The sequence below is a fragment of the Streptomyces spinoverrucosus genome, from assembly GCF_006539505.1.
Taxonomy (GTDB): Bacteria; Actinomycetota; Actinomycetes; order Streptomycetales; family Streptomycetaceae; genus Streptomyces; species Streptomyces spinoverrucosus.
In genome coordinates this window covers 52,592-75,620 of record NZ_BJND01000044.1, presented here as the reverse complement: position 1 = coordinate 75,620, position 23,029 = coordinate 52,592, and the positions used below count along the sequence as shown (strand labels likewise).

Here is a 23,029-nt window from a genome sequence, read left to right as displayed (position 1 = left end):
CCCCTAGACAGCCGGGTGGTCCCGGAGGTCCTGTCCCGGGGACCGCCCGGCCATGGGGAAACGACTCCGACAGGCGGGCACAGGCCGCGTCAGGCCACGTCTCTCCGGTGCAGGATCGCCGCCCCCGCGAGGCCGGCGATCAACCCGTACGCGACCAGAACGAGCGCTCCGGACCACTGCGGGGGCGCGCCCGGGAAGAGTTCGCCGGAGGTCGTCATGATCTGGGAAGCGACACCGGGGATGGCCACCTGGGCTTGCAGCACCCAGTCCTGCTCGATGACCAGCTCATGGATGACCTGGAAGGCGAAGGCGACGACCACCGAGGTGAGGAAGTACAGAGCCGTCGCCGTAACCGTCGCGACGGTCTGGCTGCGGACGAGTACGCCGAGCCCGAAGCCGAACACGCCCCATACGACATACGCGACCCCGTTCAGCAGGATCGCGGAGAGCACACCGGGGTCAGTGAGCTGCACGCCGACGTCACGCGAGGCCAGGAAAGCGGAGCCAACGGCGAGGCCGACCACAGTCGACACCAGCCACAGCCCGAGGGAAGCGATGACCGCGGCGATGAGTTTGGCCGCGATGACCCGGCCGCGCCGCGGGGTGACCAGGAACGTAGCGGTCAGGGTGCGGTAGTGGTACTCGTTCGTCACCAGCAGCACGGCCACCACGCCTGCCAGCAACAGGCCGAGCGCCTGCCCGGAGGTGTACACGGTGCTGGCGACGTGGCCCACGTCGCCGTTCGTCTCCCAGAGCCGGCGCATGGATTCCACCTGCTCGGCCGACATCTCCTCACGAGGAGTCAGGATCGCTCCCGCCAAATAGTCGTCGAAGGGCTGCAGAAACGTGCTGGCCTGCCAGCTGTTCCACAGCGCCATCAGCAGCGCCGCCACGGCCATGCCCCCGAGGGCTGTCCACCAGGTGCGTACGGTCCGCAGTTTCAGCAGCTCGCTGTTCACCAGGCCGGTCACCGGATCGCCGCCTTCCCTTGCGTGAGGTGGAGGAATGTCTGCTCCAGGTCAGGTCGCTCCTCGGTCAGCTCGTACAGGCCGCCACCGTGGGATGCGGCGAGCGAGGCCACCGCCGTCGCGTCGAGCCCGGCGACCAGCAGAACGTCGCCGTCGTCGGACGAGGCGAGGGTGACCGATGCCCCGCCCGATACCAGGGCTGCCTCGAGCTCGGCCACACGGGACACGCGGACCCGCACGCGGGGCGCACTGTCCAGCCCTTCGATGACATCGCGGGCCGGTCCCTGGGCGACCAGCCCTCCCTGGCTGATAATCACGAGATCGTCGGCGATCTGCTCGACCTCGGCGATGAGGTGACTGGAGACGAGCACCGTGCGCCCCTCGGTGGCCAGGTCACGCAACAAGCCGCGTATCCAGGCGATCCCTTCGGGGTCGAGGCCGTTTGCGGGCTCATCGAGGATGAGAACCGAAGGGTCGCCGAGCATCGACTGGGCCAGGTTGAGCCGCTGCCTCATCCCGAGGGAGTACTCCGCGTACCGCCGTCGTGCGGCCTGCGTCAGTCCTACGAGTTCGAGGACCTCGTCGGCCCGGCCTACGGGCAGCCCGGCGGCCGCGCACTGCACACGAAGGTGGTCCCGGCCGGTGCGAGCCCGGTGCGCACCGGATTCGTCGAGCATCGCGCCCACCGCCTTCAGCGGCTCGTCCAAGTCCGCGTATCGGCTTCCGTGGATGGTGGCCGTACCGGACGTAGGCGCTGTCAGGCCCAGCAGCATGCGCAGCGTCGTCGTCTTGCCTGCGCCGTTCGGCCCGAGAAATCCCGTGACCCGCCCCGGCAGGACGGAGAACGACAGCCGGTCGACGGCGACCAGGTCGCCGTAGCGTTTGGTGAGGCCGCGCACCTCGACGGTGGCGGACCCGGCGGATCGCGGTTCCGAGTCGTTCGGCATTGTCGTCATGGGCACTGTTTCCTTATCTGCTCCCTGTAGGCACGCAGGTCGTCGTGCAGGTGTGAGCGGCGCAAGCGCCGGGTGCGCAGCAGCCTGTGCCAGTCCGCGGCGGTGTCGTGCATCAGCTGCCAGTGGAAGTAGTTGACGTACTCGGCCAGGGCCAGCACGTACAGGAGCAAGCCCGGCGCCACCTCGCCTGCCTCGGGCCGGCGCGCGAGGGACGCGCCCATCACGACGGCGCCGGCTGCCAGGCCCGCCGCGCACAAGAATCGCGGCCAGCGGAACAGTCCGATCAGCGGCGGCCGTGGCAGCCCCGCGCGCAGCTGGCGAAGCTTGACCGACCAGTATCCCGAGCCGGTGAGCAGCAGGACGGCCGTCAGGGCGTATCCGCTGACGTTGGCCGCGCTCGTGGGGGCGTCAAAGGCGGCGAAGACAACCCAGCCGATCCAGATGACATTCCCCAGTTCCAGCACGGCCAGGGTGCGCAGGCGAACGGCGAGCGCGGCTCGTGGGCGGTGTTTCACGGATGTCATGTCCTGAGGATGGTGTACGGACACGGTCGGAACACAGGCGCGCGTCGGGCGGACAGCCGTGGATCAGTCATGTACGAGCTGCTGGCCGACGAGCATGGCGTACGCACCGCCACGGGCGACCAGTTCGCCGTGGCGTCCCTCTTCGACGATGCGGCCCTGGTCGAGGACGAGGATGCGGTCGGCGTCGAGGACGGTGCTGAGCCGGTGGGCGATGACGATCCGGGTGCAGTCGAGTTCCGACAGGTTCTCGTGCACGGCCGCCTCGGTCGTCGCGTCAAGGTGGCTGGTGGCCTCGTCCAGCAGCAGCACCCGGGGCTGGTGCAGCACAGCGCGAGCCAGCGCGATTCTCTGCCGCTGTCCCCCGGACAGACCGCTGCCGCCTTCACCGAGGATCGTCTCGTACCCCATCGGCATGCGCGTGATGTCATCGTGAACGGCCGCCAGGCGGGCGGCTGCGACGACCTCGTCCAGGGTCGCCTCGGGCTTGACCAGAGCGATGTTGGTCAGCACCGAGCCGCTGAAGATGTCGGCATCCTGCGTGACCACGCCGCACTGGCGGCGGAGGTGCCCCAGGTCGAGGTCGGTCAGCGGTGTCGGCCCGTACGTGATCTCACCGCCGGTGGGGTCGTAGAGGCCGAGGATGAGCCGTGCCAGGGTGGATTTCCCCGAGCCGCTGCTGCCGACGATGGCGATCTTCTCGCCCGGGCTGACGGTGAGGGAAATGCCGGCGAGGGCGTCGGGGCCGTCTCCGGAGTACCGGAAGCTGACATCGGCCAGCGTAATCGGCTCGTCCAGAGTGACCCTCTTGTTCCCCTGGCCAATGGTCTCGTCGGGCTCGTCGAGCACGTCACGCAGCCGGTCGAGGTGGACGCGGATCGTCTGGAACGTCTTGATACTGCGGCCGAGTTGGGCCACCGGCGAGAGCGCGGCACCTGCCAGCGAGATCAGGGCGAGCATGGTGCCGAGCGAGAGGTTGTCGCTGAACACCAGGTATGCGCCAAGTACGAGCATGACCAGCGGGGACGCGGTGCCCAGCATGCCGAGAAGGCTGTCGATCGCGTTGTCGAGCCTGCTGCGCCGTACCGAGGATTCCAACTGCTCGGAGAACTTCCGCGACCATCGACTCACCACGACGTCCTCGGCGCCCGACGCCTTGACCGTCTCGGCGCCGGTCACCGCCTCCAGCAGGGTGCTCTGAGCCTCTCCGAGTGCCTGGAGTTCACGCTCGGTCAGACGCTGGGCCGTCGGCGCCGAGAAGAACATGATGGCCAACTGTGTCAGGGCGATGGTGAGGATCGCCGCGACGAACAGCAGCGACTTCGTGCCGATGACCACGAGATAGATGCCCAACAGGGCCGCGTCCAGGAAGACCGCGAGTAGCTGGCTGGACACGGCATCGCGCACATAGGTCATGCTCGACACCCGTACGAGCAGGTCACCGCCGGTGCGCAGCTGGAAGAACTTGTACGGCAGCGACATCAGGTGCCTGAGGAACGAGCTCATCATCGACCAGTCGATGCGCGTCTGGAGCCACAGCAGCAGCTCGGCCCGCGCCAGCGTCATCATCGCGTGGCTCGCGGCGTAGGCCACGATCCCGGCCGCCAGGATGAGGAGGGTGTTCTCCCTGCGGCCGGGCAGCACGTGGTCGACTACATAGGCGGTCAGGAACGCCGGAAGCAATCCGAACAGGGCCAGGATGGCCGAGGCCGCGACGATCGCCGAAAGGATGCCCACACGGCGTGGCAGGAACGGCCGGACAAACGGCCACAGCCCAGCCTCGGCTCCGTCGCGCTCCTCGAACTCATCGGTCGGCTCCATCTCCAGCACCACGCCGGTGAACGACGCATCGAGTTCCGCGTGCGTGACGCGGCGGCGACCGGACGCGGGATCGACGATGTCGGCACCACGGCTCGTGAAGCGCTCGATCACCACGAAATGGTTCATCCCCCAGTGCGCGATCAGCGGCAGCGCCAACCCCGCCAGGGCGTCCGGTTCGGCGCGGAAGGCGCGCACCTTCATGCCCAGTTCCCGGGCGTGCCGGGCGATGGAGGCGGCGCTGGCCCCATCGCGGGCCAGGACCATGCGGTCGCGCAGCTCGGCGACCGCGGTATGGCGGCCGTGGTAGCCGAGCACCATCGCCAGCGCGGCGACGCCGCATTCGACCGAGGTCGACTGCAGCCGTACGGGGACCCTGCGGCGCGTGATCCTCACTGGTCGTTCCCCCCATCCCAGATGTCGAGCAGGAGCGGCCGGGTGCCCTGGTCGAGGACCACCTGTGTTCCGTCCTCCACACTGTCGAGCCCGAATGCGGCGGGGAGTTCGACGAGCACCATGGTGACCTGCACGCCGCCTTGTCCGGCCTGCGTGTCCTTGACGCGGCCGGTGACGGTCCGGCTCTTGTCGAGGCGCAGGACGATGTCACTGCCCTTCGCCGGGGGTGTGAGGCTCGGGAATGCGAGGACGGCGTCGCGGCCTGTGGTACCGGCCAGTGTCCCGGTCGGGCCGACCGGGACCCGGATGAGGAGCCCCACCAGGGCGGTGGCGGCGATCAGCAGCAGGCCGATCAGGACCCAACGCCACCGGGGCACCATGCGCTCGGCGTCGAACCCGGCATGGACCGCGCCGCGCGGGTTGGCCCGGTAGGCGGCGACCATGCTCGGCCGGTAGACCCCCTCGGCAAGCGCGCCGTCCGCTGCCGGGCGCGATGGGGCCTTGGAGCTCACCGCGCACGTCCCTTCGTGGACGGGCCGGCGAGCCGCAGCAGATCCGGAACCCGCGCGGGGTCGGCCATGCGCGCCAGGCCCCACGCGATCCCCGCGAGCCCGGTCATCAGACCCGGTGTCTCCACGCCGTTCGGCACGCCGCACAGCCAGCCGTTCTCTCGGCCCTCGTGCAGCAGCGTGTTCCATACCCGGGGCAGCAACTCGGCCACCTCCGGTTCCGCATCCGGCTGACAGGCCGCCTCGATGGTGAGGAGATTGCCGACATCACCGTGGCACAGGCTGTGATTGCCCAGACCGGACACCGGGTCGAGGTCGAGTCCGGTGGAGATGGAGGCGAGAACCGCCCAGTGCCGGTCCTGCTCGATCAGCTCGGCCAGGTCGGGCACGATGCCCATCCGCTCGAACTCGGCACGCGCCATCGCGATGCCCGGCGCCCCGTGGCACCAGGCGTTCATGACGGTACGTCCGCCGAGGTTGGCCGGCCGCAGATCCCGCCAGGTCCGCAGCTCCGGGTCGTACACGGTCGCCTCGTAGCGCAACGCGTGCCGTACGGCTGCTACGTACTCAGGGCGGGGGGCCACCTGGTGGAGCCGCGCGAACGCGTAGGCGATGCCGGACGCACCGTGGGAGAACCCGGCCAGCGGCGCCTCGGGGTTGATCGGAGTGGCCCAGCCCCAGCCGTCGGCGGCCGGCTGCCGGGTGGCGAGGAGCCGGTCGGCGCAGCGCACGGCGAGCGCGAGAGCGCCGCATCCAGGTGCGGCGGATTCCAGGGACAGCAGGGACAGGATCGCCCCGGCCGATCCTGAGACCACGTCCAACAGGGGGTCTTCGCTGACAAGTTGGGCGATGGCGGGCAGCAGTGCGGTGGCGGCGGTGGCGTAGTCGGGGCGGTCGTGCCGCACGGCGGCGTGCGACAGGGCGTATATCGCGCCACCGAAGGGGCCGAACGCGCCGATGCCGAACTCGGCGGCTCCGGGCTTCTTCTCCAGCCCGGCCAGGGTCTCGGCGATCAGGATGGACCGCTTGGCGACCTGGTCGAAGGCAGCTCGAGCCAGCTCGCCGGTCTCCTCGTCGCCGGTGACGGCCGCGACCGCGTCAAGCCCGTGCGCGATACCGGCGGTTCCGGTGTAGAGGCCGATTGGAGCGGGGGCGTACTGCCAGTACGTCTCGTCGACCAGGTCGAGGCCGATCCAGCCCAGCCCGTGATCGTCCCGGACGCACAGATCGGCCAGTCGCCGCGCCACGCGCAGGGCCTCCTCGGCGAAGACTTCGGGGGTGGCTCCGGTGCCGAGGCGTTCGCGATGCCAGTTGGGCCAGCGCGCCTCGCTCTCGCCCATGGCCGTGGCCGCGACGCAGGATCGGATCACGCGCTCCTGAAAGGCGAGGTCGTCGCTCCCGAGCGCGGCGAGCCGGTCGCGTACGGCCGCGAGCGGTGACGGCCGAGTGCCCACCGGTGAGCCGTCCGGCCCACCGCGCAGGATTCCGGTGCTGGCGTCGACGGTGAACATCGGGATGTCCCCGACTGACAGTTCGGCGATCTCGTTCAGGATCATCGCGCCGCGTGAGTCCGGCATCTCGGTGTGGCCGCCGGCCAACCGCGCCAGCGACCGGGCGTGGTCGAGCCCGTCGCGCAGAAAGTCCGGGTGGGTGCTCTCCAGCAGCAGACGGCCGTAGATGTGGGTAGGGCGGGCGATCAGCCGGGTGCGGACCGCCGCGAACGCCGCGATGGGGCCGTCCTGGGCGAGGAGTTCGTCCCGCCCCGCCTCCAGCAGCCGGTAGACGCGGGTGAAGCCGTCGACGAACTCATCGACGCGGCTGACCAGGTCGATCGGTTCCCCGTCGGCGGTCATCGGATGGTTGCGTTCGGCGTCCATCTCCATGCGGCGCTTGACCAGCCGCATCCGGTCGGTGCCGCTGCCCTCCCAGGTCGGCACCGGCATGGGAGTCAGCTGACCGCCGCGCCCGGCGAGGCCGCTGACGTCAAGGCCGAAGGTGCCGTCCTCACCCCGTACGAGCAGGTGGTTGGGCAGGATGCCGACCGACTGGACCGAGTTGGCGAGCGTGACCGCCGCGATGTCGGTCTCACCGTCGATCTTCACGACCGCGGCTGTCTTGTCGCTGTGCAGCAGGGCTTCCAGATCCACGAGGACCGGGTACTCGCCCGCCGCGAGGACGTTCTCGAAGTGGAAGTCGGTGGCATGCAGCAGATACAGCAGCGCCGTCAGCGCGCCCAGCCGCCACGCGTACCGGTCGCCGCCCGCCGCGTCGGTGGTCGCCGAGGTGTCCACCAGCTCGACCCAGCCGTGCTCCCCGCGGTCCAGGACGGAGATGCGGGCGAGTTCGTGGGCCGGGCACTGCCGGTTGACCCAGCCCAGAAGGCCGTCGAAGGCGACGTCCATCGCCAGCGAGCGGGGCTTGAACACGAGCGTGCCGGTGTCGAAGGTCACCATCGCGACGGAACGGCCGCGACGGTGCTTGTCACCGGCGCCGAACTCGATGCGCTCCAGGCGCCGCGGGGCCCGGTCGGCCAGCAAGCGCGCGCGCAGCGCGGGCAGGTCCGCAGCGAGTGCCCGGACAAGCTCGACACGGGTGTCGATCCAGAACCGCAGCTGGTTGACGATGAGCCGCCCGAGCACCGGGTACTCGCGCCAGATCGCGAGCGCGTTGTCCTCGTCGCGCAGCAGTTCCACGAACGACGAGAAGCGCGCTTCGGATGTCTCGCCACTGAGCCGGTCCTCAACGCGAGCGATATTGAGTTCGAGGACCAGCGTCCGCTGCACATGCCCGAGAAGATCGGCCGCTGGTGCTGTGGCCCGTACAACATCGAGAACATGCCCCGGATCGGCCAGAACGGGGTCGTCCGAATCCGTCAGACACTGCTGCACGAGCGCGTCGAGTTCGTGCACCGCGCCCTCGACGAGCGGCCGCATCACCTCCAGCAGACCCATGTCGGCGTCCAGTCGCCGGGTGGAGTCGGTGGTGGCCATGCCGACGGCCCACCAGCGCATGAAGGTCCTGTGCCACTCCGGCTCGTCCGTCAGGCGCGAGGCGAGGGAGGACTCGGCCTCCCCGAGCAGCGCGGCCAGTTGGCCGGCGGTGACGCCCAGCGGGGAAAGCCGCTCGTCCAGAGTGGACCGCTCACCCTTGAAGGGCGCCAGTTCCGTCCACGTGGTCAAGCGCTTGTCGCCGCGGATCGTGTCCGTCTGTGACGGATGCCCGCGCCATCTCTCTGCCAGGGTGGCCGCCCGGTGCCACGGGAGAGCTGTCCTGCCTGGCCGGACGGTGTTGCCATCAATTGCGTCGACGGACATTCCGTTTCTTCCCCTCCTGAACATGAACGCGACCGGCAGGGGTCGGACGACAGCCCTGCCGGTCACGTCGCTTCTTCGGTAAGCTGCTAGTTCTTGCAGGGCTTACCGGGGTTGCAGGCCAGACCACAGACGGTCCAGCCCGAATACCACGGCAGGCACGAGCAGCACCCGAGAGTGCCGAGGACGCCGGAGCCGGCTCCGTTGACCTCGGTCAGCTCCTCATCGGTGATTGCGGTGAGGCCGTCGCCCGACGGATGGGCGGGGGCCTCACTCCCGAGGGACAACCGATAGTCGGCGTCCTTCCAGGACCGGACGATGTCCACGAACATCACTCCTTTATGTGAATGTGACGGCTCAGCAGCAGCCGCGGGTACCCATCTGGCAGCTGCCGCAGAGCGTCCCGGTGGGCGAGCACACCGTCACGGTCAGCGTGACCGTGGCACAGGCCCACGTGGTACCGCCCGCGACGCCGTCGAGCTGGTCATCCGCCAGCTCAACCAGACCGGCCGGGTTGGCCGGGGCCTCGCTGAGAGTGGCCCGGTACTCCGGGTCCTTCCAGGCGCGAACAAGGTTCATTTCGTGTCACCTCCTTCCTGTCTCCGTCCTGTCGGATCCGGGCCGCCGGCTGCCTCACGCACCCGCCGGCCCTGCGCCCCATCCTCCGCAGCGGAGGTTCGCCCACCGCACAGCGAGCCGACGAGTGCGCGCACACGCACCGCATACGCGCCGCACGTTCGGCGCCTGGCCGCAGCCGGTCACCCACGTGAAACGGCGGCCCGTCCCCTCCCCCGAGGAAGGACGGGCCGCCGTCGCATCCAAACTCCCGTACGCCGAACACCCCGTTCAACGGCTGTCCGTGCGCTGTGGCACGGAAGTGACCGTTCCGCTACGGTGTGCGCGCCCCGCCACAGTCGAGGGGCGGTTGCGGGTGGGTGCGCAGCGCACCGCTGAGACGTCCGAGGTCATCGGTGTGTTCCCGTTGTGTCGATGTATCGACAGCTTCGGGAATGCCGACCCTGAGCACGGCACGGCGGGGCTAATCTGCCCAATCGGGACGTCCCCGGAACTGAAACCTGACGGGGCACATCCCAGTCGGCGGGGGAACAACCGGCACGCACAGGGGGAAAAGGGGGGAAGTCATGCCTCGTTGGAAGGCCTTGCCGGACGAACTCGATCCGCAGATAAAGGAGTTCGCCGATCAGCTGCGGCGGCTCGTGGACCGCAGCGGCCTGAGCATCTCCGCGCTGTCCGACCGCACGGGTTACAGCAAGACGTCCTGGGAGCGTTACCTGAACGGCCGGCTGCTCGCGCCCAAGGGCGCGGTCGTCGCGCTGGCCGAGGTCACCGGCACCAACCCGATCCATCTGACAACCATGTGGGAGCTCGCCGAACGGGCCTGGAGCCGCTCGGAGATGCGCCACGACATGACCATGGAGGCGCTACGGATCGCCCAGGCGCGCGCGGCGCTCGGCGAGTTCGGCGCGCCCCCGGCGAACACCAAGGGCAGGACGGCCCGCAGGGGCGGCAGTGCGACGGCCACTCCGGGCATCGCGGGCCCGGCGGGTGTGGCCCCGACGGTGCCGCCCCAGCCGACGGCTCCCGACGCGAACGCCCGGGAGGCCGAGGAACGGCCGGCGGTCAACTCGTGGGGGCTCGCGGGGTACACCGGGCCGTCCCCCGCCGCCGCGAGCGGCCGTCCTGGCGCCGGTGCGGGAGTGAATCCGGCATCGTCCGGTGCCGGTACGGGGTCGAATGCGGCCTCGGCCGGGCGCGCGCCCGGCGCCGGTGCGCCGACGCCGCCCGCACCGGGCAACCCTTCCGGCGGCGCGTCCCGCAGAAAGCGGCTCGCGATGTTCCTCGCCGGTGCCGTCGCCGTGGTCGTCGTGGCCGGTGCCGCGTACTACCTCACCCGCGACGGCGGCGACCCCAACGACACCGCGAACGTCTCCCCGCCCCCGTCCGTCAGCACCGACGCCAATCTGCCACCCGGCGTGAAGTGCAGCGGCGACACCTGCGCCGGCAAGGACGCGGAGGCCATGGGGTGCAGCGGCGACCTCGTCACCACCGCCAGGACGGCGACCGTCGGCACCACCGTCGTCGAGGTCCGCTACAGCGAGACCTGCGGCGCGGCATGGGGCCGTATCACCCAGGCCGCCCAGGGCGACAAGGTCCAGGTGACCGTGGGCACCACCAAGGAGAACGGCTCCATCACGACGGCCGGTGACACCATCGCGTACACCCCGATGGTCGCCGTGCAGGACGCGGGCGAGGCCACGGCGTGCGCGACGCTGGCGTCGGGGGAGCAGGGCTGCACACAGTAGAACGGCGCAAAAAGAGACAGCGCAGAAAAGACACCGGTATCGCGCATGCCATCCGCGATCCAGGGCACGCGCACAGTACCCCCACGGGAGTCCGGAAACGGTACCCCCACCCGGCGGTCGTCCCGTCTCGCTCTCCCGGACGGGCGGCCGCCGCCTTCCGTGGGGTCTGTGGGGTGGGCCACACCGACCCGGACGTCCGGCATCCCGGATGCGCGATAGCCTGACCGCTGGATCTCTCTTGACGCCAAGAGATCGATCAAAAAAAGCCGGGGCAGGGACGCCCCACCGCCAGCTGTCATACGGAGAACGCCATGACCCGCACTCCCGTGAACGTCACCGTCACCGGCGCGGCCGGCCAGATCGGTTACGCCCTGCTCTTCCGCATCGCCTCCGGCCAGCTGCTCGGCGCGGACGTGCCGGTCAAGCTCCGCCTCCTGGAGATCACCCCGGCGCTGAAGGCCGCCGAGGGCACCGCGATGGAGCTGGACGACTGCGCGTTCCCGCTGCTCCAGGGCATCGAGATCACCGACGACCCGAACGTCGCCTTCGACGGCGCCAACGTCGCCCTCCTCGTCGGCGCCCGCCCGCGCACCAAGGGCATGGAGCGCGGTGACCTGCTGGAGGCCAACGGCGGCATCTTCAAGCCGCAGGGCCAGGCCATCAACGCGCACGCCGCGGACGACATCAAGGTCCTGGTCGTCGGCAACCCGGCCAACACCAACGCGCTGATCGCGCAGGCCGCCGCCCCGGACGTACCGGCGGAGCGCTTCACCGCGATGACCCGGCTGGACCACAACCGCGCGCTGACCCAGCTGTCGAAGAAGACGGGCACGCCGGTCTCCGAGATCAAGAAGCTGACGATCTGGGGCAACCACTCCGCCACCCAGTACCCCGACATCTTCCACGCCACGGTCGCCGGCAAGAACGCCGCCGAGGTCGTGAACGACGAGAAGTGGCTGGCCGAGGACTTCATCCCGACCGTCGCCAAGCGCGGCGCCGCCATCATCGAGGCCCGCGGTGCCTCGTCGGCCGCGTCCGCCGCCAACGCCGCCATCGACCACGTCTACTCCTGGGTCAACGGCACCGCCGAGGGCGACTGGGTCTCCATGGGCATCCCGTCCGACGGCTCGTACGGCGTCCCGGAGGGCCTGATCTCCTCCTTCCCGGTCACCTGCAAGGACGGCAAGTACGAGATCGTCCAGGGCCTGGACATCAACGACTTCTCCCGCGCGCGTATCGACACCTCCGTCAAGGAGCTGGAGGAGGAGCGCGACGCGGTCCGCGGCCTCGGCCTCATCTGACCCGGCGCCTCCCGCCGCACGACCCCCGGCCCGCCGCCACGGGCCGGGGGTCGTCGTTTTCCCCGGGCTTATGGCTTCTGCGTACGACGCTCAGAAGCTCCTCAACTCCCTGGCCCGCCCGGCGGATCACCCGCGAGGATGATCCACATGTTCGGAAAGAGCAAGCACCCGGAAGTCAACGTCCTCTTCGTACGCGACGCCGACCTCGCCACCGAGGCCCTGCGCCGTGCCCTCGCCGACGCGAGCCCCGAGGAACGCCCCGGCCTGGAGCTGGCCCTCGCCCTGCGGCTGGACGCGGTCGGGTACGGCGGCCCCGCCGACTCGGTCCAGGCGATCAAACACCTGCGCGAGGCGGCCCCCGGCCTCAGCCTCGGAAGCGCCGTCCAGCTGGCCAAGTCGGCGGCGGCGCAGGGCGCTTAGGCGACCGGTTCCTTGGTGCGGGCGGGCGTGGTCGTCGTAGGGGACGGGCGTCCGGTCGGGCGGTGGCCGAGCACGACCAGCGTCGTCGCCGCCAGTACCACCAGCCCCACCGTTCGCAGTGCCGGGCCCATGCCGTGGGGGACGTCGCCGTGGGCGGCCAGGACCGTGCCGGTGACCGCGACGCCGAGGGCCGCGCCGAGTTCGCGGGCCGAGGTGCCGAGGCCGGAGCCGAGGCCCGCCTGGTGCGGTGGGAGGGCGGTGACCGCGCCGAGGGTGAGGGCCGGCATGGCCAGGCCGGTGCCGGCCGAGATGACCAGCAGCCAGCAGGCGTACGCCGGGTAGGGCGTGCCCGCGTCCGCCGTGGAGGCGCCGAGCAGACCGGCGCCGATGAGGGCGAGCCCGGCGCCGATGACCGTGCGCGGGTACGTCGACCAGCGCGCCGCCAGCTTCGGCACCAGGGACATGCCGACCACGAGCGGTGTGATCGCGAGGCCGGTGAGGGCGGCGCCGTAGCCCTTGACGCCTTGCAGGTACTGCGAGTTGACGTAGAAGAGGGCGAAGAGGCCGAAGAACCCGGTGGCCAGGCCGAGGGTCGTGGCGCGCAGCCGGGGCGCGGTGAAGATGCGCGGGTCGAGCAGCGGGGCGGGGGAGCGCAGGGCGTGCGCGGTGAAGGCGGTCACGAGGAGGGCGCCCGCGGCGAAGGCGGCCAGGATGCGCGGTGAGGTCCAGCCGTAGGTGGGGCCCTCGATGATGCCGAACAGGACGGCGACCAGGCCCGCCGTGAGCAGGAGGGTGCCGAGCGGGTCCTGGTTGCCGTGCGGGGAGCGGTCGGTGCGCGGGGTGGTGACGGCCACGGCCAGCGCGAGCAGCGCGGCCAGCGGCACCATCGCGGCGAACAGCGCCCGCCAGGACAGGAACTGGCCGACCAGGCCGCCGCCGAGGTTCCCGGCCAGTCCGCCGAGCCCGATCGCCAGGGTCCAGGACGCCATGGCCTGCGCCCGCCGGGCCGGACCGGCGAGGTGCAGCATGAGCGACATCGTGGTCGGCGTGATCAGCGCGGCCCCGGCGCCGGAGATGCCGCGGCCCGTGATGAGCAGGGCGGGGCCGGTCGCGAGGGCGCTGGTGGCGGCGCCCGCCGCGAACAGGGCGAGCCCGGTGAGCAGGGCGCCCTTGCGGCCGTGGCGGTCGCCGAACGCCCCGGCCGGGACGAGCAGCCCGGCGAAGACGATGACGTAGGCGTCGACCGTCCACAGGATCTCGGTGTGGGTGGGGTGCAGGGACGACGAACTCAGTTGCGGGATCAGCAGGTTGATGGCGGCGACCATGCTCTGCGCGACCAGGACGCAGGCGCACAGGGCGAGCAGGGTCGGGCGTTTCAGGGCGTGCGTGGGAACGGCTCCTCCTCGGGAGCTGGACGGTGGTGTGGGATGCCCCGTCACCGTAGGCTCGGCAGTGACCTGCACTCCAGTGCAACCTTTGCAAGGGATCGATGCGCGTGACGCAATCCGCGAGCCTGGACCTGAATCTGCTGGTCGCCCTCGACGTGCTGCTGGAGGAGCAGAGCGTGCAGGGCGCCGCCCGGCGGCTGCATCTGTCCGAACCGGCGATGAGTCGCACCCTCGGCCGGATCCGCAAGGCGCTCGGCGACCCGGTGCTGGTGCGGGCCGGCCGCCGTATGGTGCCGACCCCGCACGCGCTCGCCGTACGGGCCGAGGTGAGCGCGGTGGTGGAGCGGGCCCGCGCCCTGTTCGCGCCCGGCCGGGACGCGGACCTGCGCGGCCTGCGGCGGACCTTCACGATCCTCGGTCACGACATGGTCGCCGCCGCCCACGCCCCGGCGCTGCTCGCCCGGGCCGCCGAGGAGGCGCCCGGCATCAGCGTCCGGTTCCTCAGCGAGACGCATGTGGACGGGCCGTTCCTGCGTGAGGGGACCGCCGATCTGGAGATCGGGGTGATCGACACCGTGGCGCCCGAGGTGCATGTGGAGCAGCTGGCCGAGGACCGGATGCTGGGCGTCGTACGGGCCGGGCACCCGCTGCTGGCCGGGGAGCTGACGCCCGAGCGGTTCGCCACGGCGGCCGACCATCTGATCGTCTCCCGGCGGGGGCGGCTGCACGGACCGGTGGACGCGGCGCTCGCCGAGCTCGGGTTGCGGCGGCGGGTGGTGGGCAGTCTCGGCGCCTTCACCGCGTCGCTCTTCGTCGTCCGGGACACCGACCTGGTCGGGCTGGTCGGCGGCCTGGCCACACCGCTGGCGGACGCCCTCGGCCTGGTCACCTTCGAGGTGCCGCTCGACCTGCCGCCGCTGCCCCTGGGCCTGGCCTGGCACCCGCGCCACGACGCCGATCCGGCGCACGAATGGCTGCGGGGGTGCGTGCGGGAGCTGCTCGCCGGTGCGTCAGCGGGCCCCTCGTAGCCGCTTCTCGAACCAGTGTCCGGCGTAGACGTGCTCGGCGTACGCCGGGATCTCCGTGTAGCCGGCCGCCCGGTACATCGTCTGCGCCTCGGTGAGCACGGCGTGCGTGTCCAGGCGTACGACGTCGAAACCGCGCTCGATCGCCTCGCGCTCCAGCGCCGTCAGGATCCGGCGGGCCAGCCCCAGCCGTCGGGCGTCCGGGTCCACCCACACGTGCTTGATCTCGCCCACGCCCGGTCCGAGACGGCGCAGCCCGCCGCAGCCGACCGGGCGTTCGGCCTCGTAGGCCACGAAGAAGGCGCCCGAGTCGCCGGACACCTCTTCCGGGCGTACGAGATCGGCGGCGTCGAACCCTTCGGGGAACCGTTCGTCCAGCTCGGCGGCGTAGGCGGCGAGGGTGGCGCGGGCGTCCGGGGAGGCGCCGTCGACGTGTTCGACGGTGATGGCGGCGAGGCGCAGCAGGCGTTCCGTGGTGCTCATGGCCTCCGTGAGGCGGGCGCGCTGGGCCGGGGTGAGGCCGTCGAGCAGGCTGGCGACCAGGGCGTCGGCCCGGCGGTTCTGTTCCTTGACCTCGACGCGTCCGGCCGGGGTGAGTTCGATTCTGCGCAGCCGGTTGTCGTCGGGGTGGACGCTCAGCCGGACCATGCCCTGCGCCTCCAGGGCCTTCGCCATCCGGCTCAGATATCCGGCGTCCAGGCCGAGCCGGGCGCGCAGCTCCCGCAGCGAGGCGCCGTCGCCGATCTCGAAGAGCAGACGGGCCTCGCCGAGGGGGCGGTTCTGGCCCAGGTAGTGGTCGTCGAGGGCGCCGATGCGGCGGGTGAAGTAGCGGTTGAAGCGGCGGAAGGCCGCGACGTGCTCCGACACCGTCTCGTGTTCTGACACTGCCTTCATATTCCTTTGACTTTAGTCAAAGGACCCCGGGTGGTCCATAGGGGGCGAGTGGCCTTTTCGGAGTGTTTGTCCGAATTGCCAGTGAGACGGCGCACTTTCGGTCACCGATTTCGCATGCCGTTACCGGCCTCGGGCAGGTGCTCACGGTCCTGAACAGGAACGGAAGGCAAGTACCGAGCATGTCGGACAGAGAAACGATCCACGTGGCAGGGGAGTGGCGGCCCGCCGTCTCCGGCGCCACGCGCGAGATCCTCGACCCCGCGGACGCGCTGCCGTTCGCCGTGGTCGCCGAGGGCGACGAGAAGGACACGGACCTGGCCGTCGCGGCCGCCCACCGTGCCTTCGACGGCGGACAGGGCGCCTGGCCCCGCACCCCCGTCGCCGAGCGCGCCGCCCTGCTGCGCCGCGTCGCCGACCTGCTGGTCCGTGACCGCGAGGCACTCGGCCTGCTGGAGAGCCGGGACGCCGGGAAGACCGTCGAGGAGGGCCGCGTCGACATCGACTGCGTGGCCGATGCCTTCCGTTACTTCGCCGACCTGGTGGCCGGGGAAGGGGCCGGACGGGTCGTCGACGCGGGCTCGCCCGACATCCACAGCGTCGTCGTCCACGAGCCCGTCGGCGTCTGCGCGCTGATCACGCCGTGGAACTACCCCCTGCTCCAGGCCAGCTGGAAGATCGCGCCCGCGCTCGCCGCCGGGAACACCTTCGTGGTCAAGCCGAGCGAGATCACGCCGATGACCACCATCGCCCTGATCGACCTGCTCGTCGAGGCCGGGCTGCCCGCCGGGGTCGCCAACATCGTCACCGGCCCCGGCCACACGGTCGGCGCCCGCCTCGCCGAGCACCCCGACGTCGACCTGGTCTCCTTCACCGGCGGCCTGGTCAGCGGCACGAAGGTGGCCGCGGCCGCCGCGCCCACCGTCAAGAAGGTCGCCCTCGAACTCGGCGGCAAGAACCCCAACGTCGTCTTCGCCGACGCCTGCGCCACCGACGAGGCCTTCGATACCGCCGTCGACCAGGCCCTCAACGCCGCCTTCATCCACAGCGGCCAGGTCTGCTCCGCGGGCGCGCGCCTCATCGTCGAGGAGTCGGTCAGGGAGCGGTTCGTCGCCGAACTCGCGCGCCGGGCCTCTCGTATCCGCCTCGGCCGCGGGACGGCCGACGGCGTCGAGTGCGGCCCGCTCGTCTCCGAGCAGCAGCGCGCCAAGGTCGAGTCGTACGTCGCCTCCGCGCTGGCCGAAGGGGCGGTGCCGCGCTGCGGCGGCAAGCGTCCCGAGCCCGCCCCGGAGCGCCCCGCGAACGGCTACTTCTACGAGCCGACGGTGCTCGACCAGTGCCACCGCGAGATGAGGGTCGTACGCGAAGAGGTCTTCGGGCCCGTCCTGACGGTGGAGACCTTCCGTACCGAGGACGAGGCCGTGGCGCTCGCCAACGACACCGAGTACGGGCTGGCCGGTGCCGTCTGGACCGCCGACGCGGGGCGGGCCCGCCGGGTCGCGGGGCGGCTGCGGCACGGCACCGTCTGGATCAACGACTTCCACCCCTACCTCCCGCAGGCGGAGTGGGGCGGCTTCGGCAAGAGCGGAGTCGGCCGCGAACTCGGCCCGGCCGGGCTCGCCGAGTACCGCGAGACCAAGCACATCTACCAGAACCTCGCGCCGAAGCCGGTGCGCTGGTTCGCGGGCTGAGGCCCCGGCAGCCCGTAAGAACCACCCTTCACCTGGAGTAACCCCCCATGCCCGAGACCACCCATACCTACGACTACGTCGTCATCGGCGGCGGCACCGCCGGCTCCGTCATCGCCTCCCGCCTCACCGAGAACCCCGACGTCACCGTCGCCGTCATCGAGGGCGGCCCCAGCGACGTGGACCGCGAGGACGTCCTCACCCTGCGCCGCTGGATGGGCCTGCTCGGCGGCGAACTCGACTACGACTACCCCACCACCGAGCAGCCACGCGGCAACTCCCACATCCGGCACAGCCGCGCCCGCGTCCTCGGCGGCTGCTCCTCCCACAACACCCTCATCGCCTTCAAGCCGCTGCCGTCCGACTGGGACGAGTGGGAGGCGGCCGGGGCCAAGGGCTGGGGCGCGGTGCAGATGGAGGCCTACTACGCCCGGCTGCTGAACAACATCGTCCCGGTCGACGAGAAGGACCGGAACGCCATCGCCCGCGACTTCGTCGACGCCGCCCGGACCGCCCTGGGCGTGCCGCGCGTGGAGGGCTTCAACAAGAAGCCGTTCACCGAGGGCGTCGGCTTCTTCGACCTCGCCTACCACCCCGAGAACAACAAGCGTTCCTCGGCCTCCGTGGCCTACCTCCACACGGTGATGGACGAGCGGCCCAACCTGACGCTCCTGCTGGAGACCTGGGCGTACAAGCTGGAGCTGAACGGCACCCGCGCCGAGGGCGTCCATGTGCGCAGCAAGGACGGCGAGGAGATCCTCGTGCGCGCCCGCAACGAGGTCGTGCTGTGCGCGGGCGCGGTCGACTCGCCCCGGCTGCTGCTGCATTCCGGCATCGGTCCGAAGGAGGATCTCGCGGGGCTCGGCATACCGGTGGTCCACGATCTGCCCGGCGTCGGCGAGAACCTGCTCGACCACCCCGAGTCGGTGATCGTCTGGGAGACCCACGGGCCCATCCCGGAGAACTCCGCGATGGACTCCGACGCCGGTCTGTTCGTGCGCCGCGACCCCGAACACGCGGGCCCCGACCTGATGTTCCACTTCTACCAGATCCCGTTCACGGACAACCCGGAGCGCCTGGGCTACGAACGGCCCCCGCACGGCGTCTCGATGACCCCGAACATCCCCAAGCCGAAGAGCCGGGGACGGCTGTACCTCACCAGCGCCGACCCGGCCGAGAAGCCCGCGCTCGACTTCCGCTACTTCACCGACGAGGACGACTACGACGGCCGCACCCTCGTCGACGGCATCCGCATCGCCCGCGAGATCGCCAAGAGCGAGCCGCTGGCGGGCTGGCTGAAGCGGGAGGTGTGCCCCGGCCCGGACATCACCAGCGACGAGGCGCTCAGCGAGTACGCCCGCAAGGTCGCGCACACCGTGTACCACCCGGCGGGTACCTGCCGGATGGGCGCCGCCACCGACGAACTTGCGGTCGTCGACCCGGAGTTGCGGATCCGTGGCCTGGACGGCATCCGGATCGCGGACGCGTCGGTGTTCCCGACGATGACCGCGGTGAACCCGATGATCGGGGTGCTGATGGTCGGGGAACGGGCCGTGGAGCTGATCGGGGGTGGTGCGTGATGAGTACCCCCGTCTTTTCGGTGGACGGCCTGTGGAAGGTGTTCGGCCCCAAGGCCGACCGCGTCCCCGCCGACCCGGAGCTGACCGCCCTGCCCGCCGCCGAGCTGCGCACCCGCACCGGCTGCACCGCCGCCGTCCGGGACGTCTCCTTCGGCGTGCGCAAAGGTGAGGTCTTCGTCGTCATGGGCCTGTCCGGCTCCGGCAAGTCCACGCTGGTGCGCTGTCTGACCCGGCTGATCGAACCGACGGCCGGGACCATCGCCATCGACGGCGAGGACGTCCGCGCCATGGACAAGGCGCGGCTGCGCGAACTGCGCCGCCATCGCGCCGCGATGGTCTTCCAGCACTTCGGCCTGCTCCCGCACCGCACGGTCCTCGACAACGTGGCGTACGGCCTGGAGATCCAGGGCGTGGGCAGGGCCGAGCGGCGCGAGAAGGCGGCGGAGGTCGTCGCCAAGGTGGGCCTGACGGGCCTGGAGCAGCGCAGGCCCGGCCAGCTGTCGGGCGGACAGCAGCAGCGGGTGGGGCTGGCGCGTGCGCTGGCCGTCGACCCGGAGGTACTGCTGTTCGACGAGCCGTTCAGCGCCCTCGACCCGCTGATCCGGCGGGAGATGCAGGAGGAGGTCGTCCGGCTGCACCGCGACGAGGGCCGCACCATGGTCTTCATCACCCACGACCTGAACGAGGCACTGAAGCTCGGTGACCGGATCGCCCTGATGCGCGACGGCCGGATCGTCCAGCTCGGCACTCCCGAGGAGATCGTCGGCTCCCCGGCCGACGACTACGTCCGCGAGTTCGTCCGCGACGTCCCCCGCGAACAGGTCATGACCGTCCGAACCGCCATGCGGCCCGCGTCCGCGGAGGAGGCGGGGGCCGGACCGGCGGTGGCCCCGGCGGCGACGGTGTCCGAGGCCATCGAAGCGGTGGCGCGCAACGGGGGACCGGTGCGGGTGGTGGACGCCGGGCGCTGCCTGGGGGTGGTGGACTCCGAGGGGCTGCTGGGTGTGGTGGCCGGTACGGCACCTCGCAAGGAGGTGGCTTGATGGCCACCGTCACCGCCTCGGCTCCCCGTGCCCTGCCCGCCGTACTGAAGAACCGGGTCATCGCCAAGCTCGCCCTCCTGGCCCTGGCCGCGGCGATTCTCGTACCGCTGGCCAACGCGCGGTGGGCGAGTGGGAGCTGGCCCGACGCCCTCACCGTCGACCTGACCCAGCCCCTGACCAGCGCCAGCGACTGGATCATCGACAACCGCGACAGCCACCCGCTGTTCCTCTACTTCTTCGGCCACATCAGCAACGGGGTCGTCCTGTCCGTACGGGCCGTCTACCTCGCCCTCCTCACCATCGGCTGGGCGGGCGTCACCGCGCTCGGCGCCTTCCTGGCCTGGCGGGTGGCGGGTGTGCGGCTCGCGCTCGGTACCGCCGCCGCGTTCCTGGCGTGCGGGCTGCTCGGCATGTGGGTGCCGACCATGCAGACGCTGGCCCTGATGGTCGTGGCCGTGCTGGCGTCCGTCGTCGTGGGCGCCCTGCTCGGCCTCGCCGCCGGGCTGTCCGACCGGATGGACCGCGCCCTGCGCCCGGTCCTCGACACCATGCAGGTGCTCCCGGCGTTCGCCTACCTGCTGCCCGTCGTCCTGGTCTTCGGCATCGGCGTCCCCGCCGCCGTCCTCGCCACCGTCGTCTACGCCGCCCCGCCCATGGCCCGCCTCACCGCCCTCGGCCTGCGCGGCGCCGACAAGGGCGTCCTTGAGGCGGTCGAGTCGCTCGGCGCCACCTCGCGCCAACGCCTGTTGACCGCCCGTATCCCGCTGGCCCGCAAGGAACTCCTGCTCGGCCTCAACCAGACGATCATGATGGCGCTGTCCATGGCGGTCATCGCCTCCGTGATCGGCGCCGGCGGCCTCGGCGACCGCGTCTACCAGGCGCTGGCCTCGGTCGACGTCGGCGCGGCCCTCGCCGCGGGCATTCCGATCGTGCTCCTGGCGGTCGTACTGGACCGCGTCACCGCGGCCGCGGGCAGCGGCACCGGGGACCGCCCGCGCGCCGGATGGCCGTACGCGCTGGCCGCCGCCGCGGCCGTCGCGGTCGCCGGACGCCTGCTGGGCCGTACGGAATGGCCCGACGCCTGGAACGTGAACATCGCCGAGCCGGTCAACCGCGCCGTCGACTGGATGACCGCCCACCTGTACTCGGGCGTCCCGGTCATCGGCGGCACCGCCGACTGGGCCGGGCACTTCACCACCTGGGTCCTCGACCCGCTGCGCGACGGCTTGCAGTGGCTGCCCTGGTGGTCGGTGCTGCTGATCGTCGCCGCCCTGGCCTGGCTGATCGGCACCTGGCGCACCGCGCTGACCGCCGTCCTCGCCATGGCCGCGATCGGCGTACTCGGCGTCTGGGAGCCGTCCCTGGACACCCTCTCCCAGGTCCTCGCCGCCGTTGCCGTCACCCTTGTCCTGGGCTTCGCGACCGGCATCGCGGCCGCCCGCAGCGAACGTTTCGAGCGGGCGCTGCGTCCCGTGCTGGACGTCTTCCAGACGATGCCGCAGTTCGTGTACCTGATCCCGGTCGTCGCCCTGTTCGGCGTCGGCCGCGCCCCGGCGGTGGCCGCGGCCGTCGTCTACGCGCTGCCCGCCGTTGTCCGCATCACCGCCCAGGGCCTGCGGCAGGTCGACCCGGCCGCGCTGGAATCGGCCCGCTCACTGGGCGCGACCAGCGGACAGCAGCTGCGCCAGGTCCAGCTCCCGCTCGCCCGCCGGTCGTTGCTGCTCGCCGTCAACCAGGGTGTGGTCCTCGTCCTCGCCGTCGTCATCATCGGCGGCCTGGTCGGCGGCGGCGCCCTCGGCTACGACGTCGTCTTCGGCCTCGCGCAGGGCGACCTCGCGACCGGTCTGGTGGCCGGCGCCGCGATCGTCTGCCTCGGCCTGATGCTCGACCGGGTGACCCAGCCGACCGAACGCCGCACGAAGAAGGGAGCGTGACATGCGTACGCGTACGAGCGTCATGGCGGCGGTGGCACTGCTCGCCGTGACCACCGGCTGCGGTGCCGCCGACATGACCAAGCAGGCCTCGCCCTTCGCGAACGCGCGGGGCGCCAAGACCGTGACCCTGTCCGTGCAGTCGTGGGTGGGCGCGCAGGCCAACGTCGCCGTCGCCCAGTACCTGCTCGAACACGAACTCGGCTACCGCGTCGACACCGTCCAGATCGACGAGGTCCCCGCCTGGGACGCCCTCAGCCAGGGCCGCGTCGACGCGCTCCTGGAGGACTGGGGGCACCCCGAGGAGGAGCAGCGGTACGTCAAGGACAAGAAGACGATCGTGAACGGCGGCGACCTCGGGGTCACCGGGCACATCGGCTGGTTCGTCCCGACGTACTTCGCGAAGCAGCACCCCGACGTCACCGACTGGAAGAACCTCAACAAGTACGCCGACCAGTTCCGCACCCCGGAGAGCGGCGGCAAGGGCCAACTGATGGACGGCTCGCCGTCCTACGTCACCAACGACAAGGCGCTGGTGACGAACCTGGACCTGAACTACCAGGTGGTGTTCGCCGGTTCGGAGGCCGCGCAGATCACGCAGATCAAGCAGTTCGCGAAGGCGAAGAAGCCCTTCCTGACGTACTGGTACACGCCGCAGTGGCTGTTCAAGAAGGTCCCGATGACCGAGGTGAAGCTGCCCGAGTACAAGGAGGGCTGCGACGCGGACCCGGCGAAGGTGGCCTGCGCCTATCCGCACACGCCGCTGCAGAAGTATCTGAACGCCGACTTCGCGAAGGACGGTGGGGCGGCGGCTCGGTTCCTGAAGAAGTTCAACTGGACGACCGAGGACCAGAACGAGGTGTCCCTGATGATCGCCGAGCAGAAGCTGAGCCCGGAGGAGGCGGCGAAGAAGTGGGTGGACAGCCACGAGTCCACGTGGAAGCAGTGGCTGTCCTGAG

Annotated in this window: 19 protein-coding genes; 9 read left to right on the top strand and 10 right to left on the bottom strand. The window is 71.0% G+C overall.

The genetic code is table 11. From position 1 onward, the window contains the following. Positions 1-89 precede the first annotated feature (89 nt). From SSP24_RS27880 to SSP24_RS27845, 8 genes are all read right to left on the bottom strand, one after another. A complete protein-coding gene (locus tag SSP24_RS27880; protein WP_141312469.1) occupies positions 90-971 on the bottom strand; it encodes an ABC transporter permease in 882 nt (293 codons plus the stop codon). Next, the gene (locus SSP24_RS27875; RefSeq protein WP_229865939.1) at positions 968-1,924 is read right to left on the bottom strand and encodes an ABC transporter ATP-binding protein; all 957 of its coding nucleotides are present in this window, start codon (positions 1,922-1,924) and stop codon (positions 968-970) included. The genes SSP24_RS27880 and SSP24_RS27875 overlap by 4 nt, the downstream gene beginning before the upstream one ends. Next, entirely contained in the window at positions 1,921-2,448 is a 528-nt protein-coding gene (locus SSP24_RS27870) for a multidrug transporter (protein ID WP_141312468.1), read from the bottom strand. The genes SSP24_RS27875 and SSP24_RS27870 overlap by 4 nt, the downstream gene beginning before the upstream one ends. Before the next feature lie 63 nt (positions 2,449-2,511). Continuing rightward, on the bottom strand, positions 2,512-4,659 hold the full coding sequence (locus tag SSP24_RS27865) for a peptidase domain-containing ABC transporter (protein ID WP_229865942.1): 2,148 nt from the start codon (positions 4,657-4,659) through the stop codon (positions 2,512-2,514). Next, positions 4,656-5,171, bottom strand: a complete 516-nt coding sequence (locus tag SSP24_RS27860; RefSeq protein WP_141312466.1) for a hypothetical protein — start codon at positions 5,169-5,171, stop codon at positions 4,656-4,658. Before SSP24_RS27860 ends, SSP24_RS27865 begins: the two co-directional genes overlap by 4 nt. Continuing rightward, positions 5,168-8,347, bottom strand: coding sequence for a type 2 lanthipeptide synthetase LanM family protein (locus tag SSP24_RS27855; RefSeq protein ID WP_229865943.1), 3,180 nt, complete (start codon positions 8,345-8,347; stop codon positions 5,168-5,170). The genes SSP24_RS27860 and SSP24_RS27855 overlap by 4 nt, the downstream gene beginning before the upstream one ends. A gap of 221 nt (positions 8,348-8,568) precedes the next feature. Next, positions 8,569-8,811: a mersacidin/lichenicidin family type 2 lantibiotic gene (locus tag SSP24_RS27850; protein WP_141312464.1), complete on the bottom strand. Its 243-nt coding sequence runs from the start codon at positions 8,809-8,811 to the stop codon at positions 8,569-8,571. A 25-nt stretch (positions 8,812-8,836) separates the two neighbouring features. After that, the gene (locus SSP24_RS27845) at positions 8,837-9,058 is read right to left on the bottom strand and encodes a mersacidin/lichenicidin family type 2 lantibiotic (protein ID WP_141312463.1); all 222 of its coding nucleotides are present in this window, start codon (positions 9,056-9,058) and stop codon (positions 8,837-8,839) included. 563 nt (positions 9,059-9,621) lie between these two features. Between SSP24_RS27845 and SSP24_RS27840 the strand changes: the two genes are divergently transcribed. The 3 genes from SSP24_RS27840 (at position 9,622) to SSP24_RS27830 (ending at position 12,524) form a co-directional block, all read left to right on the top strand. After that, a complete protein-coding gene (locus SSP24_RS27840) occupies positions 9,622-10,803 on the top strand; it encodes a helix-turn-helix domain-containing protein (protein WP_141312462.1) in 1,182 nt (393 codons plus the stop codon). A 311-nt stretch (positions 10,804-11,114) separates the two neighbouring features. Further along, positions 11,115-12,104: a malate dehydrogenase gene (locus SSP24_RS27835; protein WP_141312461.1), complete on the top strand. Its 990-nt coding sequence runs from the start codon at positions 11,115-11,117 to the stop codon at positions 12,102-12,104. A 147-nt stretch (positions 12,105-12,251) separates the two neighbouring features. After that, complete coding sequence (locus tag SSP24_RS27830) at positions 12,252-12,524, top strand: hypothetical protein (RefSeq protein WP_141312460.1); 273 nt, start codon at positions 12,252-12,254, stop codon at positions 12,522-12,524. Here SSP24_RS27830 and SSP24_RS27825 read toward each other — a convergent pair. Next, positions 12,521-13,963 (bottom strand): MFS transporter, encoded by a 1,443-nt coding sequence (locus SSP24_RS27825; protein WP_141312492.1) that lies wholly within the window; start codon positions 13,961-13,963, stop codon positions 12,521-12,523. The two genes, SSP24_RS27830 and SSP24_RS27825, sit on opposite strands and share 4 nt — an antisense overlap. A gap of 50 nt (positions 13,964-14,013) precedes the next feature. Here SSP24_RS27825 and SSP24_RS27820 point away from each other — a divergent pair, with 50 nt between their 5' ends. After that, complete coding sequence (locus tag SSP24_RS27820) at positions 14,014-14,940, top strand: LysR family transcriptional regulator (protein WP_141312459.1); 927 nt, start codon at positions 14,014-14,016, stop codon at positions 14,938-14,940. Here SSP24_RS27820 and SSP24_RS27815 read toward each other — a convergent pair. Beyond that, positions 14,923-15,822: a helix-turn-helix domain-containing GNAT family N-acetyltransferase gene (locus SSP24_RS27815; RefSeq protein WP_373306778.1), complete on the bottom strand. Its 900-nt coding sequence runs from the start codon at positions 15,820-15,822 to the stop codon at positions 14,923-14,925. The genes SSP24_RS27820 and SSP24_RS27815 overlap by 18 nt on opposite strands. A 188-nt stretch (positions 15,823-16,010) precedes the next feature. Between SSP24_RS27815 and SSP24_RS27810 the strand changes: the two genes are divergently transcribed. Genes SSP24_RS27810 through SSP24_RS27790 form a run of 5 tightly spaced genes read left to right on the top strand, consistent with a single transcriptional unit; the run spans position 16,011 to position 23,028 of the window. Then, the gene (locus SSP24_RS27810; protein WP_141312457.1) at positions 16,011-17,519 is read left to right on the top strand and encodes an aldehyde dehydrogenase family protein; all 1,509 of its coding nucleotides are present in this window, start codon (positions 16,011-16,013) and stop codon (positions 17,517-17,519) included. Between the two features lie 47 nt (positions 17,520-17,566). Then, positions 17,567-19,096 carry a GMC family oxidoreductase gene (locus SSP24_RS27805; RefSeq protein ID WP_141312456.1) on the top strand — a complete coding sequence of 510 codons (1,530 nt, stop codon included), beginning with the start codon at positions 17,567-17,569 and terminating at the stop codon, positions 19,094-19,096. Further along, entirely contained in the window at positions 19,096-20,139 is a 1,044-nt protein-coding gene (locus tag SSP24_RS27800; RefSeq protein ID WP_141312455.1) for a quaternary amine ABC transporter ATP-binding protein, read from the top strand. The genes SSP24_RS27805 and SSP24_RS27800 overlap by 1 nt, the downstream gene beginning before the upstream one ends. After that, on the top strand, positions 20,139-22,073 hold the full coding sequence (locus SSP24_RS27795; protein ID WP_141312454.1) for an ABC transporter permease: 1,935 nt from the start codon (positions 20,139-20,141) through the stop codon (positions 22,071-22,073). The genes SSP24_RS27800 and SSP24_RS27795 overlap by 1 nt, the downstream gene beginning before the upstream one ends. A 1-nt stretch (position 22,074) precedes the next feature. After that, a complete protein-coding gene (locus tag SSP24_RS27790; RefSeq protein ID WP_174864727.1) occupies positions 22,075-23,028 on the top strand; it encodes an ABC transporter substrate-binding protein in 954 nt (317 codons plus the stop codon). Position 23,029 lies beyond the last annotated feature (1 nt).

Coding starts and splice junctions, on each gene's coding strand:
- SSP24_RS27840 (WP_141312462.1), top strand. CDS start 9,622: ATGCCTCGTTGGAAGGCCTTGCCGGACGAACTCGATCCGCAGATAAAG.
- SSP24_RS27875 (WP_229865939.1), bottom strand. CDS start 1,924: ATGACGACAATGCCGAACGACTCGGAACCGCGATCCGCCGGGTCCGCC.
- SSP24_RS27845 (WP_141312463.1), bottom strand. CDS start 9,058: ATGAACCTTGTTCGCGCCTGGAAGGACCCGGAGTACCGGGCCACTCTC.
- SSP24_RS27850 (WP_141312464.1), bottom strand. CDS start 8,811: ATGTTCGTGGACATCGTCCGGTCCTGGAAGGACGCCGACTATCGGTTG.
- SSP24_RS27870 (WP_141312468.1), bottom strand. CDS start 2,448: ATGACATCCGTGAAACACCGCCCACGAGCCGCGCTCGCCGTTCGCCTG.
- SSP24_RS27790 (WP_174864727.1), top strand. CDS start 22,075: ATGCGTACGCGTACGAGCGTCATGGCGGCGGTGGCACTGCTCGCCGTG.
- SSP24_RS27835 (WP_141312461.1), top strand. CDS start 11,115: ATGACCCGCACTCCCGTGAACGTCACCGTCACCGGCGCGGCCGGCCAG.
- SSP24_RS27810 (WP_141312457.1), top strand. CDS start 16,011: ATGTCGGACAGAGAAACGATCCACGTGGCAGGGGAGTGGCGGCCCGCC.
- SSP24_RS27805 (WP_141312456.1), top strand. CDS start 17,567: ATGCCCGAGACCACCCATACCTACGACTACGTCGTCATCGGCGGCGGC.
- SSP24_RS27830 (WP_141312460.1), top strand. CDS start 12,252: ATGTTCGGAAAGAGCAAGCACCCGGAAGTCAACGTCCTCTTCGTACGC.
- SSP24_RS27795 (WP_141312454.1), top strand. CDS start 20,139: ATGGCCACCGTCACCGCCTCGGCTCCCCGTGCCCTGCCCGCCGTACTG.
- SSP24_RS27820 (WP_141312459.1), top strand. CDS start 14,014: ATGCGCGTGACGCAATCCGCGAGCCTGGACCTGAATCTGCTGGTCGCC.
- SSP24_RS27800 (WP_141312455.1), top strand. CDS start 19,096: ATGAGTACCCCCGTCTTTTCGGTGGACGGCCTGTGGAAGGTGTTCGGC.